The organism is Ruegeria sp. THAF57 (genome assembly GCF_903914075.1).
GTDB lineage: Bacteria > Pseudomonadota > Alphaproteobacteria > Rhodobacterales > Rhodobacteraceae > Ruegeria.
Map to the genome: position 1 here is coordinate 139,181 of NZ_CAIWNQ010000003.1, position 18,705 is coordinate 157,885.

General features: G+C 55.8%; 19 protein-coding genes. 4 read left to right on the plus strand and 15 right to left on the minus strand.

Translation table 11 applies throughout. The features are described from left to right. Window positions 1-22: 22 nt before the first annotated feature. The 3 genes from RUESEDTHA_RS08590 (at window position 23) to RUESEDTHA_RS08600 (ending at window position 2,231) form a co-directional block, all read left to right on the plus strand. Window positions 23-328, plus strand: coding sequence for a chorismate mutase (locus RUESEDTHA_RS08590; protein WP_180886199.1), 306 nt, complete (start codon window positions 23-25; stop codon window positions 326-328). A gap of 47 nt (window positions 329-375) precedes the next feature. Next, a complete protein-coding gene (gene folD, locus RUESEDTHA_RS08595) occupies window positions 376-1,266 on the plus strand; it encodes a bifunctional methylenetetrahydrofolate dehydrogenase/methenyltetrahydrofolate cyclohydrolase FolD (RefSeq protein WP_180886201.1) in 891 nt (296 codons plus the stop codon). Window positions 1,267-1,481: 215 nt separating this feature from the next. Beyond that, window positions 1,482-2,231, plus strand: a complete 750-nt coding sequence (locus RUESEDTHA_RS08600) for a LytTR family DNA-binding domain-containing protein (protein WP_180886203.1) — start codon at window positions 1,482-1,484, stop codon at window positions 2,229-2,231. A gap of 4 nt (window positions 2,232-2,235) precedes the next feature. On the opposite strand, the gene pdeM is transcribed toward RUESEDTHA_RS08600, so the two are convergent. The 15 genes from pdeM to RUESEDTHA_RS08675 all read right to left on the minus strand — a co-directional run bounded on the left by pdeM (window position 2,236) and on the right by RUESEDTHA_RS08675 (window position 17,475). Continuing rightward, the gene (pdeM, locus tag RUESEDTHA_RS08605; protein WP_180886205.1) at window positions 2,236-2,898 is read right to left on the minus strand and encodes a ligase-associated DNA damage response endonuclease PdeM; all 663 of its coding nucleotides are present in this window, start codon (window positions 2,896-2,898) and stop codon (window positions 2,236-2,238) included. A gap of 41 nt (window positions 2,899-2,939) precedes the next feature. After that, on the minus strand, window positions 2,940-5,351 hold the full coding sequence (locus RUESEDTHA_RS08610) for a ligase-associated DNA damage response DEXH box helicase (protein WP_180886207.1): 2,412 nt from the start codon (window positions 5,349-5,351) through the stop codon (window positions 2,940-2,942). A 40-nt stretch (window positions 5,352-5,391) separates the two neighbouring features. Beyond that, window positions 5,392-6,699 (minus strand): ATPase, encoded by a 1,308-nt coding sequence (locus RUESEDTHA_RS08615; protein WP_180886209.1) that lies wholly within the window; start codon window positions 6,697-6,699, stop codon window positions 5,392-5,394. Between the two features lie 118 nt (window positions 6,700-6,817). Then, window positions 6,818-7,363: a prepilin peptidase gene (locus RUESEDTHA_RS08620; protein WP_180886211.1), complete on the minus strand. Its 546-nt coding sequence runs from the start codon at window positions 7,361-7,363 to the stop codon at window positions 6,818-6,820. A 3-nt stretch (window positions 7,364-7,366) separates the two neighbouring features. Then, window positions 7,367-8,218: a lipopolysaccharide assembly protein LapB gene (locus RUESEDTHA_RS08625; protein ID WP_180886213.1), complete on the minus strand. Its 852-nt coding sequence runs from the start codon at window positions 8,216-8,218 to the stop codon at window positions 7,367-7,369. A gap of 28 nt (window positions 8,219-8,246) precedes the next feature. Further along, window positions 8,247-8,759: a tetratricopeptide repeat protein gene (locus RUESEDTHA_RS08630; protein WP_255431660.1), complete on the minus strand. Its 513-nt coding sequence runs from the start codon at window positions 8,757-8,759 to the stop codon at window positions 8,247-8,249. 85 nt (window positions 8,760-8,844) lie between these two features. Further along, window positions 8,845-9,825 (minus strand): type II secretion system F family protein, encoded by a 981-nt coding sequence (locus tag RUESEDTHA_RS08635; RefSeq protein WP_180886217.1) that lies wholly within the window; start codon window positions 9,823-9,825, stop codon window positions 8,845-8,847. A 10-nt stretch (window positions 9,826-9,835) separates the two neighbouring features. Continuing rightward, entirely contained in the window at window positions 9,836-10,804 is a 969-nt protein-coding gene (locus tag RUESEDTHA_RS08640) for a type II secretion system F family protein (protein WP_171121852.1), read from the minus strand. Between the two features lie 12 nt (window positions 10,805-10,816). Continuing rightward, the gene (locus tag RUESEDTHA_RS08645; RefSeq protein ID WP_180886219.1) at window positions 10,817-12,262 is read right to left on the minus strand and encodes a CpaF family protein; all 1,446 of its coding nucleotides are present in this window, start codon (window positions 12,260-12,262) and stop codon (window positions 10,817-10,819) included. A gap of 24 nt (window positions 12,263-12,286) precedes the next feature. Further along, the gene (locus RUESEDTHA_RS08650) at window positions 12,287-13,522 is read right to left on the minus strand and encodes an AAA family ATPase (protein WP_180886221.1); all 1,236 of its coding nucleotides are present in this window, start codon (window positions 13,520-13,522) and stop codon (window positions 12,287-12,289) included. A gap of 195 nt (window positions 13,523-13,717) precedes the next feature. Continuing rightward, complete coding sequence (locus RUESEDTHA_RS08655; protein WP_171121855.1) at window positions 13,718-14,341, minus strand: OmpA family protein; 624 nt, start codon at window positions 14,339-14,341, stop codon at window positions 13,718-13,720. A gap of 17 nt (window positions 14,342-14,358) precedes the next feature. Then, window positions 14,359-15,765 (minus strand): type II and III secretion system protein family protein, encoded by a 1,407-nt coding sequence (locus RUESEDTHA_RS08660; RefSeq protein WP_180886223.1) that lies wholly within the window; start codon window positions 15,763-15,765, stop codon window positions 14,359-14,361. A gap of 191 nt (window positions 15,766-15,956) precedes the next feature. Next, entirely contained in the window at window positions 15,957-16,832 is an 876-nt protein-coding gene (gene cpaB / locus RUESEDTHA_RS08665; RefSeq protein WP_180886225.1) for a Flp pilus assembly protein CpaB, read from the minus strand. 147 nt (window positions 16,833-16,979) lie between these two features. Continuing rightward, a complete protein-coding gene (locus tag RUESEDTHA_RS08670; protein ID WP_171125691.1) occupies window positions 16,980-17,186 on the minus strand; it encodes a hypothetical protein in 207 nt (68 codons plus the stop codon). A 79-nt stretch (window positions 17,187-17,265) separates the two neighbouring features. Beyond that, window positions 17,266-17,475 (minus strand): Flp family type IVb pilin, encoded by a 210-nt coding sequence (locus tag RUESEDTHA_RS08675; RefSeq protein ID WP_180886228.1) that lies wholly within the window; start codon window positions 17,473-17,475, stop codon window positions 17,266-17,268. A 355-nt stretch (window positions 17,476-17,830) separates the two neighbouring features. On the opposite strand from RUESEDTHA_RS08675, the gene RUESEDTHA_RS08680 reads away from it, so the two are divergent. Next, on the plus strand, window positions 17,831-18,691 hold the full coding sequence (locus RUESEDTHA_RS08680) for a lytic transglycosylase domain-containing protein (RefSeq protein WP_171121860.1): 861 nt from the start codon (window positions 17,831-17,833) through the stop codon (window positions 18,689-18,691). The last annotated feature ends 14 nt before the right edge of the window (window positions 18,692-18,705 follow it).

The following is an 18,705-nucleotide window of genomic DNA, read 5'->3' on the forward strand; positions in this document are numbered from 1 at the left end:
CCCGGGCCATGAGGAGACGAACATGCCCACTCTGACACCACCGCAGGACTGCAATTCAATGCAGGAACTGCGGGCTCAGATCGACAAACTGGACCGTCAACTGATCGAGAAGTTGGTGGCGCGCGCGGGATATATCGACCGCGCCTCGCAGTTGAAACCGGCCGAGGGGCTGCCCGCCCGCATCCCGGACCGTGTCGAAGAAGTGGTGCAGCGCGTGCGCGCAAGTTCGGACGATCTGGGCATGGACCCGGATCTGGCCGAGCAGATGTGGCGCATACTGATAGATTGGTCGATTGCACGCGAGGAACGTGTTCTCGGCTCTGACTGACCGGGCGTTTCAAGCGCCCGCTCCGTTTTCAAGGAAGGGATGACAGGATGGTAGCCCAAGTTATTGACGGCAAGGCGTTCGCAGCAAAGGTTCGCGCGCAGGTGGCTGATCAGGTCACGAAGTTGAAAGAAGAAAACGGAATTACACCCGGTCTGGCGGTGGTTCTTGTGGGTGAAGACCCAGCGAGTCAGGTTTATGTCCGTTCGAAAGGCAAGCAGACGGTCGAGGTCGGCATGAACTCGTACGAGCATAAGCTAGACCCCGAAACCTCGGAAGACGACCTGCTGGCCCTCATCGACAAGCTGAACAACGATCCGGCGGTACACGGCATTCTGGTCCAGTTGCCGCTTCCCAAACATCTGAACGAAGACTTGGTGATCAACTCGATCGACCCGGCCAAGGACGTCGACGGGTTCCACATCTCGAACGTGGGTCTGTTGGGCACAGGCCAAAAGTCGATGGTGCCTTGCACCCCGCTGGGCTGCCTGATGATGCTGCGCGACCATCACGGTTCACTGTCCGGAATGGACGCGGTGGTGATTGGCCGTTCGAACATCGTGGGCAAACCGATGGCGCAACTGTTGCTGGGGGATAGCTGCACCGTGACCATTGCGCATTCGCGCACCAAGGATCTTCCGGACGTTGTCCGCCGCGCCGATATCGTTGTGGCCGCCGTGGGCCGCCCCGAGATGGTGCCGGGCGATTGGATCAAAGAAGGCGCAACCGTCATCGACGTGGGCATCAACCGGATCGAACGTGACGGCAAGAACAAGCTGGTGGGTGACGTAGATTATGCCAGCGCCGCGGAACGCGCGGGTGCGATCACTCCGGTTCCGGGCGGTGTTGGTCCAATGACGATTGCCTGCCTGCTGGCCAACACTGTGACGGCCTGCTGCCGTGCCAATGGATTGTCGGAACCCGAAGGCCTGACGGCCTGACGACCGGGCCTCGGCAGTTTAGAATCCAAGCATTTAGGCCGGTGAGCATGACGCTCATCGGCCTAAATGTTTCATTAGGATAAATTAAGTTTGTTCCCTCGGGGTTTGAATGTTCTTCGATCGGTGATATTTCATTATTCCCAGCCAGTTACGATCTGATCTTGTTGTGGCATGGTGTGTTGTGAAATGTGACTGTAGGTTTTGTTCGAACAAGCATGAAGACGACGCTTCGCTCAATTCTGGCCGAATTTACCTTGCAACGGGGCGTGGCAGGTTTGGTGTTCCTTCCCTTGTTAGCAATCGCATTTCAACCGTTTCCGGGCATATCCCTGTCTTTCGTGCCGCGTCTCCTGTTTTGGTGTGGTGCTATGGCCCTTGCGTTGGCATTGACGTGGTTCGTTAGAAGGCTGTTTTTCGAATACCTGTCATTTGTCGAGTTCCGAGGGCGCGATGTTGTCCAGATTGCCTTGGTATTCGCCCTGTTCGTGCCGTCAGTCTGGTCGTTTGCCTGGCTTCTGCTTGCTGCCCAAGGGGAACAGGCGCCGGGAATTCTTTCGGTTGCGTCCTATGGAGGTTTGTTCGCAGCCGGCCTTGTATTGGTGCGCAGCAAGCCTTTGGAAACCGGCGCGGATCATGCCCCTGAACCTCAGAAACCACGACTGCTGAACAGGTTGCCACATTCTTTCCAAGGTCAGGTGTTTCGGCTGGCGGTAAGGGACCATTCGGTTGACGTCGTAACGTCCGAGGGCACATTTACCATTCGGTCCCGGTTTGCTGACGCAATTGCCGAGATGGAGCCTGTAAATGGCCATTGCACGCATCGCTCGCATTGGGTGGTCGACGCGGCCGTGTCTGGCGTTGAACGGCAGGGCGGCAAGATTTTCCTGCGGCTCAAGAACGGCGAGCTTGTTCCAGTAAGCAGGAAATATAAGCCTGAGTTGGAATGTGACGGTATCATCCAATAGGGCGTCACCGTGGCATCGGGATCATCCGCGGTTGGGTGCCTGTCAAAATTGCTATCGCATCATCTTGCATCAGGTCACGCAGAACCTCAGCAGTACTGTAAAGCCCACCGGTATAGGTTCCGTAAGCGGGTAAAATCAGCCGCTCACTGTCGGCTAGAAAGGCTGGTCTGGTGATGGAACTGCCGCGCGCCCGAAGACGCGCTTTGGGGTGGTAGTGGCCGGAAACTTCGGCCTTGGCGTTGGGCTGCGCGATATGGCGAAAGACCAAAGGCCCAACCTCGAACTCGGCCAGATGGCTGCCACCCAGATCGACGGGACCGGGGTCGTGGTTTCCTTCGATCCAAATCCAGCGCCGCCCCGCCTGCAACGTTGTAATCCGGATCTTTTCCTCGGGGTCCAAGCCATTCAAAGACTCCAGATCGTCAAAGCTGTCGCCGAGGCAGACAACGCTTTGGGCGTTGGTCTGCGCGATATCTGCGGCCAATCGTGATAGTGTGTCCCGACTGTCATAAGGCGGCAGAGATGGCCCGCCACGACGCGCCAAACGCTCTGATTTTCCAAGATGCAGGTCAGAGACGCATAACAGGCCTTGATCCGGCCACCACAAGGCCCCGGACCCCATCGCACAAAGGCTTTGACCGGCGAAGGAAAATGTAAGGTCGTTCATGCTGTGTTCTTTGCGAGTTTAAACCTGTTGTGCAAGAGGGTTTATGCAGGGTCCAACCCCGCCTCGTGTAACAGGCGCAGGCTTTCTTCCTCCAACAGGCGCTCTTCGGCGGAACCTTTGACAGGTACTTTTCCAACCTCCAGAAACAGAGGTGCCGCCAGTGGCGAAACACGATCCAGACGCAAAAGGTCGATCCGGTTGCCGATGCGTTCGATCATTGCTTCGATCCGTCCAAAATCCACCAGACCGCGCATGGCTTCTTCCCGGGTGATCTGCATCAGCAGGTGTTCAGGATCGTATTTCAGAAGCGTGTCATAGAGGATATCCGAGGAAAACGTCGCTTGCCGCCCGCTTTTGCGCTGGCCGCCTGTATTGCGTTCGATCAGCCCGGCAATCGTTGCTGACGCCCGAAAGGTTCGTTTCATGACGGCGTTTCCGGCCAACCAGACGTCTAACCCTTGTCGCAAGGCCTCAAGTTGGAACAAGGGGCTGGGGTCGGTCACCGCGTCCAGCCCCCAAATCAACGTCGCGTAGTCGGTGGCGACAAAACCCAGAGGGGCAAGGCCCGTTTCCTCCATCCTTTTTGTCAGCAGAAGCCCGAGGGTTTGTTGCGCGTTCCGGCCCGCAAAACCGTAGACACAAAGATGTTCGCGCCCGTCACTGGGAAAGCTTTCGATCAACAATCGGTCGCGCTGTGGCAATCTGGATAGGTCGCGCTGCAAGGCCAACCAGTCGGCTGTATGTGCAGGCAATTGCGGCCAGTCCGGTTGGGCGAACATGCGCAGTATGCGGTCGCTCAACTGCGTGGATGTGGCAAATTTGGTTCCGGAAAATGTTGCGATTTTTGGCTTGCGGTTTGCTTGGCGGCTGACTTCGACCGTCATGTCGCGTAACCCTTCGTACCGCACGATCTGCCCACCGATCAGGAACGTATCACCGGGGGTCAATGAGGCGGCAAATGCTTCTTCAACCTCACCCAGTGGTTTTCCGCCGCGATTGCGCCTGAGCCGTACTTTCAGCGTGTCGGTGTCCTGAATCGTGCCTAGGTTCATGCGAATACGCTGCGCGGAACGCGGGTCACGCAGTTGCCACTTACCGTCAGGCCTTTGTTGTAGTCGTTGCCAGCGATCATATGCACGCAGGGCATAGCCTCCGGTCGCGCAGAAATCCAAACAGGCATCGAACTCAGTTCTTGTAAGCCGGGCATAGGGGCAAGCCGACGTCAGCTCCTGAAAAAGCGCGTCCGCCTCAAATGGGGCAGCGGCCGCAGCGATCAGGATATGCTGGCACAACACGTCCCGCGGCCCAGCCCCCCGAGGCTCTCCATCCAGATCATGCGCTTTGGCGGCTTCCAGCGCAGCGATGCATTCGACCACTTCAAAGCGGTTGGCGGGTACAAGCAGGGCCTTGGACGGTGCGTTATACCGGTGATTTGCCCGCCCGATCCGCTGCACCAGCCGTTTCACGTTCTTGGGTGCACCGATCTGGATCACCAAATCGACATCCCCCCAGTCGATCCCCAGATCAAGGCTGCCCGTACATACAATTGCGCGCAGATCGCCGCGTACCATCGCAGCCTCGACCCGTTCACGCTGTTGTCGGTCAAGGCTGCCGTGGTGAATGCCAATTGGAAAGGCGTCTTCGTTGGCGAGCCACAGGTTGTGGAAAAATATCTCGGCCTGCGCGCGGGTGTTGTGAAAGATCAGCGTCGTCTTGTGCTGTTTGATCTGCTCAAGCACAGCTGGGATGGAATAGGCTGCGCCACCGCCTGACCACGGGGGCATTTCCTGTGTTTCAAGCATTCGGATGTCAGGATCCGGGCCGGGGTCGGCCTGAACAACAGGGCAGGGATCAGGGTGACGTGCCAGAAATCGCGCGATGGCGTCCGGGTCTTCAACGGTGGCGGACAGTCCCACGCGGCTCAAATCTGGGCAGAAGCTTTGCAGTCGCGCCAACGCCAACATTAACTGGTCCCCGCGCTTGCTTTCGGCTAACGCATGGATTTCGTCAACGATTACGCGCTGCACGCCTTGGAACATCCTTGGCGCATCTTCATAGGACGTCAGCAGAGCCAGACTCTCTGGGGTGGTCAGCAGAATATGCGGCGGGTCGACACGCTGGCGCTTTTTCTGTGTGGCCGACGTGTCTCCTGTCCGGTCTTCGATGCGAATTGACAACCCGATCTCATCTGCCGGGCCGCGCAGGTTGCGTCGGATATCAGCGGCCAGCGCCTTGAGTGGCGAGACATAAATCGTGTGAAGGCCGGCATGATCCTGCGCCGCCAGATCGGACAGGGTCGGCAGGAAGCCAGCCATGGTCTTGCCACCACCCGTGGGCGCGATCAGCAGGGTTGCCGGATCAGCGGCCCGGTCGAACATCTCTTGCTGATGCGGATGGATGGACCAGCCTTTTGCGGTGAACCAGTCGGTGATCCGGGCGGGAATCTGCGTCATACGCGCAGATTACTCGGCCCGGCCCCGAAATGGCACGGCGTTATTTGACGATTTTCTCGTCCTTGACGAACATGTTGGCCCAGGCGCGGTCGATTAGGTCGGGGCTCATCTGATAGGGGATGCCCTCGAATTCACAGATTGAGATCATCTGGTCGATCAAGAAGATGGGCTGATAGTTCGCGTAAATATTGTTGATGGTCGGGTATCTGACCTTCAGCAGGTGCACTAGGGCGGCCTCATCCAACGGCATACCGCGCTTACGGGCAACCATGGCAAAGATCTTCAGGAAGTTCTCCTGGTTTGGACCGTCGATCTTGATCTTGAAGAAAATCCGGCGCAGGGCCGCTTGGTCGAAGATTTCATTCGGGTGGAAGTTGGTCGAGAAGATAACCAGCGTGTCAAAAGGGACTTCGAATTTCTCACCCGATTGCAGGCCGAGGATGTCCTTGTTTTCTTCCAACGGAACAATCCAGCGGTTGATCAGCGCCTGTGGCGGTTCAGCCTGTCGCCCAAGGTCGTCCACGATAAAGATGCCACCGGTCGATTTGAGCTGCAGCGGAGCCTGATAAGTTCGCGCGGTGGGGTTGTAGACCAAGTCCAGCATGCTGAGCGAGAGTTCACCGCCAGTGACAACAGTCGGGCGTTCGCATTGAACATAGCGCGTGTCGAACCGTTTGCGGCGGCGCAGGCTATTTGGATCGTCGGCCTCTTGTTCGATCGCAGTGTGCACGATCGGGTCGTAGACGGTGATCACCTGACCGGCATATTCAATGGCGCGCGGGACATACACGCTGTCCCCCAAAGCATCACGAATACCGTTCGAGATTGACGACTTACCGTTACCGGGGGGGCCATACATCAGGATCGACCGACCCGCGCTGACCGCAGGGCCCAGATGATCCAGAAGGCTGTCGGGAAGAACCAGATGCCCCATGGCTCCGGTCAGTTGATCACGCGTGACCTGAATGTTCCGGATCGACTGACGCTTGACCTGTTCGCGGTACACATCCAGCGGGACCGGCATTGCGCCGAAATATTCCGACTGGCTTAGCGCGTCCAGAGCACGTGCCTTGCCCGCATCCGTCAGTTGGTATCCCATCTCGTTGCCACTGTTCGCGTTCAGCGTACCGGTTGCCTCAAGAAGCTTTTGTTCGCGCGCGATGTCGATCAATTCCTGCGTTACCGAACCGGGCAAACACACGGCCGCGGCAACCTCGGACACAGTATCCACGTTTTTGCGGAAAATTGTCTTCAGCAGGATGTCCCGCATCATGACGATGGGAAGCTGCATTTCACCCAACCCTTTGGGGGTAGGAGGGGCCATTACCGTAGTCGTCTGCATATTCATGAGCGTCGCCCGTCTTATCCAGTATTCACGCCAATTGCCCGATACCGGGCCACTTGCGGAAAATCTGGTCCTGCTTTGTGTCATCACCAAGGCAGGGAAAAGGCGGTCTGATGATAGTTTACGACCCGTAAACAGTTCCCAACATCAGATAGATGGCCAATCCGCCGCCCAGCGAAAAGCCCATTGGGAACTGCTTGGGGCGGTTCCAACTCTCCCAATCAGGGGCAATGGTTCTAAGGGCGGTGTTTCTGGCAAGCCGGTGGGTTACAAATGCGGCCAGAGTCGTGGATACCAGGATCATGGTCGCTGTCATGTAATCCCCTGGCCAGATAAACGCAGAAGCCGCCGCCAGAAATTTGGCGTCACCGGCCCCCATAAGGCCCGCCGCGTTGAAGAAGATTCCAAGGATCAGGACAACCACGATATGCAGCAATTGCCAAACATACGGGGGCAAAGTGATGGTAAACGGGCCGACCCAGCCAGTGGTCCATTCGGTTGACCAAGGCGGCAGAACAAACAGCCCTACGACAACAAAAACCAAGGCCAGCGTGATCACCGCGTGGTTCTTGATCAGCATGTCACGCAAGTCTGTGAAGGCCACGTAAAAGCAGATCGGCAGAACAAACGGTAAGAACCAGCCCGCGGCAAGTGCGGGAATGCTCATCAATCAGGCTTCCTCGAGCGCCCGGAGCGAGCGGACAGCTTCTTCGAAATGCTGCGGATGCGTCGCGATCGCTTCACGGAACAGGTTCTTGGCCGTCGTAACGTCACCCTGCTTGACTGCAGAAATACCCATCGTATTCAGTAACATAGCACGTTCTGCCTGCGTCAGGGGGACAACAGGCATGCTGTAGTTTCCCTGTGCCGCACGCGCCAGAACAAGGTTGTTCTTGGCGGTAAACAAAGTGTTGTCCTGACGAATGGCTTCTGTGAACAGACGCTCGGCCTCTTCGAATTCGCCACGAGACAGCTTGGAGTATCCCCAGTTGTTCATGACGCTTCCGGGGCGCGTGGTCAGCCCGACAGCAGTTTCATAGAAATGATCCGCGCGTTTCCAATCTTGTTTGGAATCCGCAACGACAGCCTCGAGGCGGTAGCGCTTGAAGCTTTCATACGTTGGCGGGATGGAATCCAGAACCGTTTTTGCCTGTGTCCAGTTGCCCGAACGCACAAGCGCGTCGGCATATTCGACCTTGTCGACGTTGCCCGCACCTTTCATGGTTGTCACTTTTTTCCATGCGGCGGCTGCTTCGGTCGTGCGTTTGGCGCGTGCCAGCGAAATTGCCAAACCGCGCTGCAGGTCGATACGACCGGGATTCTTGGCAGCTGCACCCTGGAAATAGGTCACAGCCTCATTCGGGTCGGCCGCCGTCAGCAGAACTTCGTTCAGGTTTGTCTCGTCGATGACGTTCACTTCCTGAAACGTCTTCGCGACCTTTTCCTCTTCGGTTTCTTTTTCACAGGCAGACAGTGTCAGCCCGCACAGAACCATTGCCGGAATCAAGAATTGTTGGCGCATTTTGCGTCCCTTACTGCTCTTGCCTAAGTTACGGGAGCTTGCGCAGCTTGAATTGCCCGTCGCCTTGCTGCTCCAGTGTGTATTCTTGTTCTTCGGGTGTAGTATTAACAGGATTTTCCATTTTTGCGAGTGCTAAGCGAAGATTGTCGCGAATTGCGTCACTTTCGCCATTGTCCAATGCAAAGGCGCGCCGAAAGACCTGCGCTGCTTCGGGGTATTCGCCTTTTTCCACCAGAATAACGCCCAGATTATTCCACGCCACCGGCCAGTCTGGTTCGTCGGCGACGGCACGACGTAGCAGGGTTTCAGCCGGCTTGAGCTGCCTGAGGCCAAGGTTTGCGGTACCCATTGCCGCCATGATTTCCGGTGTCATACCTTGACCCAAGGCCGCGCGGGCAAATGAATCCAGCGCCAGATCATATTCTCCGGCCACCAGCAGGCGATTGCCCACAACCAACGGGTCTTCAACTTGCCCCTTCGGATCAATACCCGGTGGATCCAACTGGTCCGAAACGCTGGTTTCCGTGCAAGAGGCCACCATGGTCATCACCATAGCGGCCCCAAACGCGCGGCGAATCCCGAGTCGGACGCACCTGCTTGTTGAAATCATAGGGCTGAAGGCTCCCCTAGTTGCCACCTGCGAAGTCTGCGATGCCCTTTGCCGAAGGTCCAACAAGAATGACCAGCAACGGCGGCACCGTCAGCATCATTGTGGCAAGTGTCATTTTGGTTGGCAACTTGTTAGCGGCCTCTTCCGCGCGCATCACGCGTTTGTCACGCATTTCGCTGGCGTAAACCCGCAAAGCCTCGGCAATCGACGTACCAAACGTTGCAGATTGGATCATCACCGTAACGAAAGAGCTGACATCCTGCACCCCGCAGCGCGTGCCAAAGTCGCGCAGGACGGTGTCTTTGTCCTTACCAGCTTTAAGCTCGTAGGCAACGACTTCGAATTCCTGTGCAATATCAGGGTAGGAGGCTTTCATTTCAGTCGCCACCCGGACGATTGCCTGGTCCAGAGACTGTCCGGCTTCAACGCAAACCAGCATGAGGTCCAGCGTATCGGGGAAGCCGGCGACGATCGCCTCTTCCCGCTCGGCGACGCGGCGTGTGATCCAGTAGCGCGGCAGGAAATAGGCGGCGGTTGCTGGAATGATTACGCGCATTGCCATTTGCGAGGGTGTGAATTCCTGGTCCCCGGCCAGAACCGTCACCAGCATCACACCGATCAGGATACCGACGATCCCCAACGCGAATTGAGCAAAGTGAAAGAACCGGACGGCATCCTTTGAGTGATACCCGGCCTGACGCAGCTTAAGCTGCATGGCCGACAGCTCATCTTCGTTTTGCGGTTCAAGAAATGTCGCAAACTTTTCAAGCTGTTCGTTGCGGCTTGCGTTGCGCAACTTGTCCCGCTTTTCCTTTTTGCCCTTCTTCGGAGCCGCGTTAGAACGCTGAAGCTTTTTAAGAGGATCTTCGGGCTGATTGATCATCAGTGGAACCGCAACCAGGATCATAAAGACCCCCAGCACGCCGACGACAATCAAGGGTCCGAATTCACCCAGGTTTTCTTTAAGTAGGTCGTTAATTTGAGCCAAGAACTCCATGATACTTACCTCAGACCTTAATGTTTGTGAGAATGCGCATGACGATCAGGTTCAGCGTCAGCATGATCCCAACGAAGAAACAGCCGGGAATGAACCATGCGTGGTCCAGAACATCGTCATAGTAACCCGGATCTTTCACCAGAATGAAAATCAGACAGAAGACCGGGAAACCGGACAGGAATTTGCCGGACCATTTTGCCTCGGCAGTGATTGCCTTAACGCGGCGGAACAGGCGAAAGCGCGCCCGGATCACCTGGGCCAGACCAGCCAGAATTTCGGCAAGGTTACCACCTGATTGCTGCTGAATTCCCACGGCCACAGACAAGAAGCGCAAGTCCTGCATATCCAGACGCTCGGCCAGGTCCTTCAGGGCTTCGCCGACGTCGCGACCATAGGCACACTCGTCTGCAATCACGCCGAATTCCGTGGCCAGAGGATCCTGAACTTCGTTTGCAACGATCTGGATCGTAGACACAAAAGGGTTACCAACGCGCAGCGAACGTACCATCAATTCAACGGCGTCAGGCAACTGTTCTTCCAGCAGGGCCATCCGTTTCGACGCCTTGTGGTTCACCCATGCATAGACGCCACCGACACCGATTGCGATCGAGATGGCGATGCGAAGGTAAGTGTCTGTTGCTGTGCCGATACTCAGCCCAACAAACGCGAAACCTGACAGCAATGCCATTATCACGATCAACTGATGGGGCGAAAATGCAATCGCAGCTTTCTGCGCCTTGTCAGCCAGCAGAGAGTAGAGCGGGATGCTCTGGGTTTTCATGTGCTGCTGCATTTCTTTCCGCAGCTGCTCAAGAACCTGTTCGCGCCCGACACCCTTGTCCAGCATGTCGAGGCGCCGGTTGACCCGACTGTTCAGACTGATGGATTTGCCGAATGCGACAAGATAGATACCTTCGACCAACGCCAGAACAGCGACGAAGATAACAACATAGATAAGGGCCTCTAACGGCAGTTGCATATCTTGTTCTCCTTACATCGTCGTTGGTTCGTAAATGGACGCGGGCAGGTCAAAGCCCCACAAACGGAAGCGTTCGGAATAGTGGCTGCGAACGCCGGTTGCTGTGAAATGACCAATGATCTTGTTATCCGGAGTCAGTCCAACACGTTGAAATTTAAAGATTTCCTGCATCGAGATTACATCGCCTTCCATGCCGGTGATCTCGGTGATCGAAGTCATCCGCCTCGAGCCGTCCTGTAGACGGCTGGCCTGTACGATCAGGTTCACAGCAGATGAGATCTGGCTGCGGACCGCCTTGATGGGCATTTCGATACCGGCCATTGCGATCATGTTTTCCAAACGTGAAATACCGTCGCGGGCCGAGTTGGCGTGGATCGTAGTCATCGAGCCGTCGTGGCCGGTGTTCATGGCCTGCAGCATGTCGATGACCTCGGCGCCACGCGTCTCGCCCACGATGATGCGGTCGGGGCGCATACGAAGGGCGTTTTTCAGACAGTCGCGCGGGCTGACTTCGCCTTTGCCTTCCACGTTTGGTGGGCGGCTTTCCATCCGGCCCACGTGGGTCTGTTGCAACTGAAGTTCCGCCGTATCCTCGATGGTCAGGATACGTTCAGCATCGTCGATAAAGCTGGACAGTGCGTTCAGCGTTGTCGTTTTACCGGAACCCGTACCGCCAGAAACGATGATATTCAAGCGGGTTGAAACCGCAGCCTGCAGATAGGCGGCCATTTCTTCGGTGAACGCACCGAAATTGACTAGATCGTCAATCCCCAGCTTGTCCTTTTTGAACTTACGAATGGAAACCAAAGAGCCATCGACGGCAATTGGCGGAACCATTGCGTTGAAACGCGAACCATCGGCAAGACGGGCGTCAACATAAGGGTTGGATTCATCTACGCGACGACCCACAGCGGAAACGATCTTGTCGATAATCCGCATCAGGTGCTTTTCATCTTTGAACGTGATGTCGCTGATTTCCAGCTTGCCCGCACGCTCAACAAAAATCTGCTGAGGTCCGTTTACCAGGATATCGTTGACCGTATCATCTTGCAGCAAAGCCTCTAAAGGACCAAGACCTGTAACTTCGTCGTACAGTTCTTTGTTGAGCTGCGATCTGTCCTCGCGGTTTAGAACGATGTTCTTGAGTTCCAGAACTTCGCTGGCAATTGCGCTAATTTCAGCGCGCAGTTCGGATTCGCCTGCGTTTTCAAGCGCCGCGAGGTTGAGGTTTTCCAGAAGTTCGCGGTGTAACTCGATCTTGATCTCGCCCAGACGCTCTTTGCGTTTGCGCTCGCGATCAGAGGCCGCAGGCTCCGCCGCCTTCTTTTGCACGGGTCGACGCGCGACGGCGTTCGCGGAGGGGACCTGTTCAGCAGCGGGTTTGGGCGCTGCGGCTTGCGCTTGTTCCGCCGGTTGAACCGGCTGCGCTTCGGGCTGTTTCTTGTATCTTGAAAACACGGCGGCTCTCCCTTTGGGATTGTGTTACGCGGCCTCGGCGCTGCTGCTGCCCAGGCTGTGAAGAGATTTCGCAAGCTTCGCAATTTCACGACGCAGCGGGTTCTTGGCGGCAGAACTGGCCAGCGGCAGGCCGTGGTCGCCACTTTGCATCACCGGCTTGCCGCCATCAGGCAACAGCAGGTCGATCGAAATGCCCAGGCTCTCGCCCATGCGTTTGATCCTGCTTTTTCCGTTCAAATCCGTGAATTTCGGTGCGCGGTTCATCGCAAAGCGCAGCTTGTTGAACGGCAGCTCTTCGGCCTGAAGTGCTCGTTTCAGGCGCAAAGCGTTCTGCGCGGACCGCATATCCAGTTCAATTAATGCGAAATACACATGTGCAGCTTGCAGAACGGTTTCGGACCACTGGACCAGTGTTGTGGGCATGTCCACAACCACATAGTCAAAGTGCCGGCGTGCCGTATCAATGACGCGCTGAATATCCTCGGATGTGATCAGATCCAGCGGTACCATGTCAGACGGTGCCGTCAGGACCTGCATTTTTTCTTCATAAGTTTGAAGCGCTTGCGAGAACACGTCATCGTCCATTGACGCCGTGTCCGAGAGCATCTCAAAAACAGTTTCCCGGCGCGGCAGGTCCAGATAGGTTGAAACAGTGCCGTATTGCAGGTCCAGGTCGATCAGGCAGACAGACGGGGCCTCTTTTTCCGAAATCGAAGCCAGCTCCCAGGCCAGGTTTACCGCCAGAGTCGTCGATCCGACGCCACCGGCCAGACCGTGGGTCACGAACAAAGCGCCTTCTTTTGATTCTCCCTGCGCCAGAGAAACGGCCGCTTCCTGCGCCAAAACGACTGGGTCGGGCTTGTTCATACGCTCGATTGCTTCCTGCAACTCGCCTTCTGGCAAAGGGTAGGGGACAAATTCATCCGCGCCCTTGCGCAGCAACTGATGCAATGAAGTTGGCGTCACATCCTCAGCAATCAGGACAACTTTGATCTTCTTGTCCTTGGCTTGCGTGATAATCTCCCCCATCAGGGTAAGGTTGTCTTCGTCTTCGCCGTCGATTGCCAGGGCAACGAACTCAAGGTGATCGGCTTCAGGCTGGCCAAAAAAGGCCAAAGCCTCGGCAAATCCTAAGTCGCCCCAGCGCTCGCCCAAAGCGGCTTCCATGTCTTCAATCAGAAGATCAAAATTCTGGACATCCCGGCTTATTGTGCAGGCCAGAATAGCGGTTTTATCATCTTGCGTCGTTGCGCTGGTCATTAACACAGTCCTCGTCGAGAGGGCAGCAACCCTCGCGAACCAAATGGTCCGGTCAGGCTTCTGTTGCCCTGTTGCGGCCTTATCCGGTCGCAGTTCACCCAATTGTTGAAAATGTGGCTTGGAACTTAGGCAAGAATTAGGCGCAAAAGAACCAATTGTTGGGAATTGGGCGACGATGTCGCCCAATTCAAAAGATTATTCAGAGATGTCTGTCGCGTCTACATCAGTGATGTAGCTCAGGTTTGTCGCGCTCTCGACATACTCGCGATAGATGACTTCTGCGTACTTGCCATCCAACAGCTGAGGTGCGCGATCAACAAAGCCTGAAACCTCTGTAACCGTACGCCGGTTGCGGCGGTCTCTGTTCGGCGTGTCGATCAAGGGTCGAGTTTTACCAAAGGAAACAACGGCTTCCAGTCGCGACCGCGAGATGCCCTGACGTGTCAGGAAGGCAACCGCTGCGTCTGCACGACGCTGGCCGAGGCTTTGGTTGTAAGACTGCGACCCGACAGCATCCGTGTGACCGTAAACGCGGAAGCGCGCTTCGGGGAACTGTTTGATCCAATCTGCCTGCCGCAGCAGGATGCGCTGTGCGCTTGCATCCAACTGCGCGCTGTCAAAGGCAAAGTTGATCTGCGTCGGGACTTCGGCTGCGAACCTGCGGCCCAGGATTTGGGCATATGTCAATTCGCCAGTCATGACTTGCGAATTGTTCAGGGTCGCATTTCCGAACGCACCTTGGTCAACTTCATATCCGGCCTCACGCGTACATGCGGCGACAGCGACCGAAAGACCCAGTGTAATGATCCACTTCTGCATTGGTCCTATCCTCCTTATCATTCCAGCACGTAGCCGTATGAGCTACCGAAGTCTTGCTTGGCGACTTCAGACGCACCACCGGAACCCAGACGTTCGGTTCTTGCAGTCCGGCCGTTGATGAACAGATCGAACTCGCTTGGCGGTTTGACCCGATCCGTCGGCAGAGCAAGAGCTTCACCGCGAGTCGGCGACACCAGGTGTGCGGTTACGATGACGACGAGTTCGGTTTGCTGACGCTGATACTCGGCGCTGCGGAACAGGGCACCAAGAACGGGGACGTCGCCCAGCCACGGCACCTGGTTGTTCAGGTCCGCAAAGTCGTCTTGGATCAGGCCCGCGATTGCAAAGCTTTCACCGTCGCGCAGTTCGACCGTTGTCTTGGTCCGACGTGCAATGAACGAAGGAACATTGTTACCTGCAATCGTAAAGTCCGAGTTATTATCGATACTTGAAACAGATGTGCCCATCTCAAGGTTGATCAGATCACCGTCCACTACGCGCGGAGTAAAGATAATCTGAACACCGAATGCCCGATACTCGATCGCGATGTTGCCGTCATCGGCAGGGACCGGAATTGGTACTTCGCCACCCGCGAGGAACTCAGCTTCCTGCCCGGACAGGGCAGACAGGTTGGGTTCCGCCAAGCTGCGCGCCAGGCCCTTTGCCTCAAGTGCTTCCAACAACAGGCGAACTTGCGTCGAACCGGCACCAAAACCGAACAGGATTGCGCCTGTGTTGGTCTGAGTCACCGGAATGTTGTTGTTGATTGCGTTTTGCAGCGACAAGGAGTTGTTCAAGGTGTTGAAACCACCCGTTACGTCGCTTCCGCCAAAGCCCAGCGATGCTGTCAGGCTTTTTGCGACTGAACGGCTCATCTCGGCAAAGCGTACTTTCAGCATGACCTGCTGAACACCGCCAACCGACATCAGGTTCGATACACGCTCGGGCGCGTAGCGCTCTGCCAGTTCCAGTGCCCGCGCCAGTTTGGCCGAGCTGGAAACAGTGCCAGACAACACGATCCCATCATTTGCCGTGCGGACCTCGATCGGTTCGCTTGGCAGGATCTGCCGCAGACGCTCTTTAAACTCTGAAACGTCCGGAGATACACGGACGCGAACGTTGGCAAGCAAGTTGCCCGCACCGTCAAACAGCGTCAGGGTGGTCAAGCCGGGGGCTTTACCCAAAACATAAATCGTGCGGTCCGAAAGAGACGAAATATCAGCAATACCGGCGTTGGCGATGCTGAGTTCGGCAAACGGTTCCTCACTCTCTACGACAATGGCGCGGTTCATCGGGACATCGAGCGTTTCCGCCGTACCCTTCTTAACCACGCGCAAACTTTGAGCCCAGGCGGCATCGCCGACGGAACTCATTACAAGCGCCAACCCCAAAAGGGTCGCGCTAATCCAAGATTGTATTTTCATGTGACCTGCCTCTCCGATCACGCCTCGTTATAGGTCTAGTGCCTTATGCCTGTTAACACTGCGCGACTTGTGAATTTATTGCAATAATCAATGGTTTCTGGAATTTTCCTTATGTGGATAATGCGCAACATCCAAAATTACACAAGCCGCGCAAGATGCGCGGCTTGTACCTCTAAATTGCTGATTTGGCGTCAGTTTGTGCAGGGAATCACTGTTTTAACGATCTCAGCACCACGCCGGGTATTTACCGTGCAGACTTCTTCCTGGACTTGCACCGGAGCAGGGGCGGCTTCTTTGATTCCCAACAGCTTTCTCTGGTCCACTTCAACCGCGCTCGCGACGGTTTCGTCCTGAACTCCTACCAGTGCCAGAGACAGTCGACCTGTGTTCTGCGCCTGTGCCAGGGCAGCAATTTGTTCAGGCGTCGCCGCGACCGTGACGGTGCGGGCGATGGTTGCACCTGTCAGGTCGGAGCCCGCCTTTTGGTCAACCGCGATAAGTTCAATGTTGGTTTGAATCAGCCGCGTGATTTCACCGCTGTTGCCAGCGATTGCACCACTCACCGATCCGGTCCAGTAAACGTCGACATTGTCACCCGGACGCAGGAAGCCTGATACACCCGATGCAACATCAACACTGATTGCAAAGGCGCGTTTCCCTTTTTCAATACGCGAAGTCAGGCCAGCCGATTCTCCGGGCTTGGTCACCTTAACTTCCATCAGGGCTTCGTCTTTTTCCATTGCTCTCAGGACAAAGCGGTCGCCTTTTTTGTCTTCGGGAAACAATTCCGCCAATCCCAAAAAGGTGCCTTCGGGAATCGCATCTTCAGGCCATTGCACAACGCGGATGTCTTCCTCGGTCAGGCGCTCGCCGTATTTCAACGCGCGGTTCGAGACCAAGACGTCAATTGTTGTGATTGTCTTTACATTCGCAAGCGCGTCCTGCGCGGCGCGCTTCTCTTTTTCAAGTTGAGCCTGAGTTTTGGAGATGTAGTCTTGTGCCAAATAGACTGCGCCACCGGCCAGAGCCACCCCGATAATCAGGACTAGTCCAAATACTGCACGCATTCGCGTCCCCTCGCTTATTCTGTTTACTCATGACGTCGCAACGAATGCGCGTCAGCTCATCCCTCGCTAATCGTGAATTGTGTCGAAAAGGGGGACAATCCTTGATTTTTTTGGCGTCCGTGGATTTTCGGTCGATCCAGTCAAACGTTACTCGGATGCGGGTATCTGAAAACTGGGGTCTCGCACCTCGGCGCCTCTGAGCGCATTGCCGGTTTGATTGTCCACGTGTTGGATGGATGGAGAAAGGTTTACGAAGATAATTGCGCCAAAGCCGACCAGACCCGCCGTCAAAAGAACCCAGTCGGCGGTGATGGCCCCATCTTCACCAAATAGATATTTTGCGATTCTGTTCATTTTTAAATCCAGCTTTTTGAGATAAAAAAAGGGTCGCAATCTGACGAACGCGACCCCTCTTAAAATGCTGATCGGGCTATTAGCTGCTTCCTGAGCCGCCGATTGCCGGAACGCTTACGGATACACCCGACAGAGCCGTGTCGATTTCGCCGGCCAGGTCCGAAGTACCTGCACCAACCTGGGTGTATGCAACGGCTGCCAGGCCAACGATAGCTGCGGTCAGAACGACCCAGTCAACTGTTACGGCGCCGTCTTCGTCTTTGCGGAAGTTCTTGATGAACTTGATCATGTTACGTCCCTCCTAAAGGATCAAAATAGTCAATTAAACCTCGGCGTCTTACAGAGCTTCGTCTCTCAGTCCGCTCTTGACCGTCTCGGTATGGCATTATGTTTGACTGGCGTGCGTGGCAGGAATTGGGCCAAAACCAATTTTTTTTCGCCGAATGTTAACTTTCCGGTAATTTTTTTACCAAGTTACTGAAATGTATTGATAAAAAATTAGAAATTAGTTTGGGCGACCCTTTTGCCCGATGCAAAATTGCGCCAAATGAGGCGAAATTGCCCCAATTCCGGTGGTTTTTCTGGTTTTGGGGGCGGTTCTGGGGTTCAAATCAATCAAAAGATAAATGCATGAGGCGGGCAAAATGAATCTCAGGGACGCAATATTCTGCGTCGGTGTTGTGGCTGCGTTGTTTTTCAGCCCTGCACCTGTTGTTGCGCAATCCGTAGAACCAAGAGGCGTATATAAACGAGTCAAAGCGCCAAAGCCGGGCACGCGCCCCAAGATCACGGTTCAAATTTCGCCCGAGGAACATGCCACAGCGCCTTTCGCCCCAAGTACTGGGACCGAGATCGCTGTTCCCGAGATTATTGCGCGGACTCGTGTCGCGCCCCCCAGCCTGCCGGGAGGGGCCGAAAAGCCCACCGGTTCCTACAAGGAGTTCTGGGAAAAGATTTCGCCCGATTTGGCGCGATCTGGCGCGGGGCGCTTGGATGAGGCGATAAACGCGCTGGCTGCGATCAATGTCGCCTCGCCCCGATTGCAGACGCTTCAGAACATTGCGCAGCAGCAGGGGATTGAGATTCTTCGCTCCACCGTCGGCACGAATGTTTCACCCGCCTTGGTGCTGGCCGTGATTTCCGTGGAATCCGCGGGCCGTTCGGATGCGGTCAGTTCCGCCGGGGCGCAGGGCCTGATGCAGTTGATGCCTGCAACGGCCAGACGGTTTGGCGTGAAAGACAGCTTCCACCCGGGTCAAAACATCTCTGGCGGAGTGAAATACCTAAACTGGCTGATGGAAGAGTTCGGGAACGATCCCATCCTTGTTCTTGCTGGATACAACGCCGGTGAAGGCGCGGTACGCAAACACGGCGGAGTCCCACCTTATTCCGAGACGCGCAATTACGTTCCCAAAGTGCTGGCCGCGTTTCAGATAGCACGGGCTTTGTGTTCCACGCCGCCTGAGCTGATCTCGGACGGGTGCGTGTTCCAGACGCAGAACTAAAAAAGGCCCGCCGT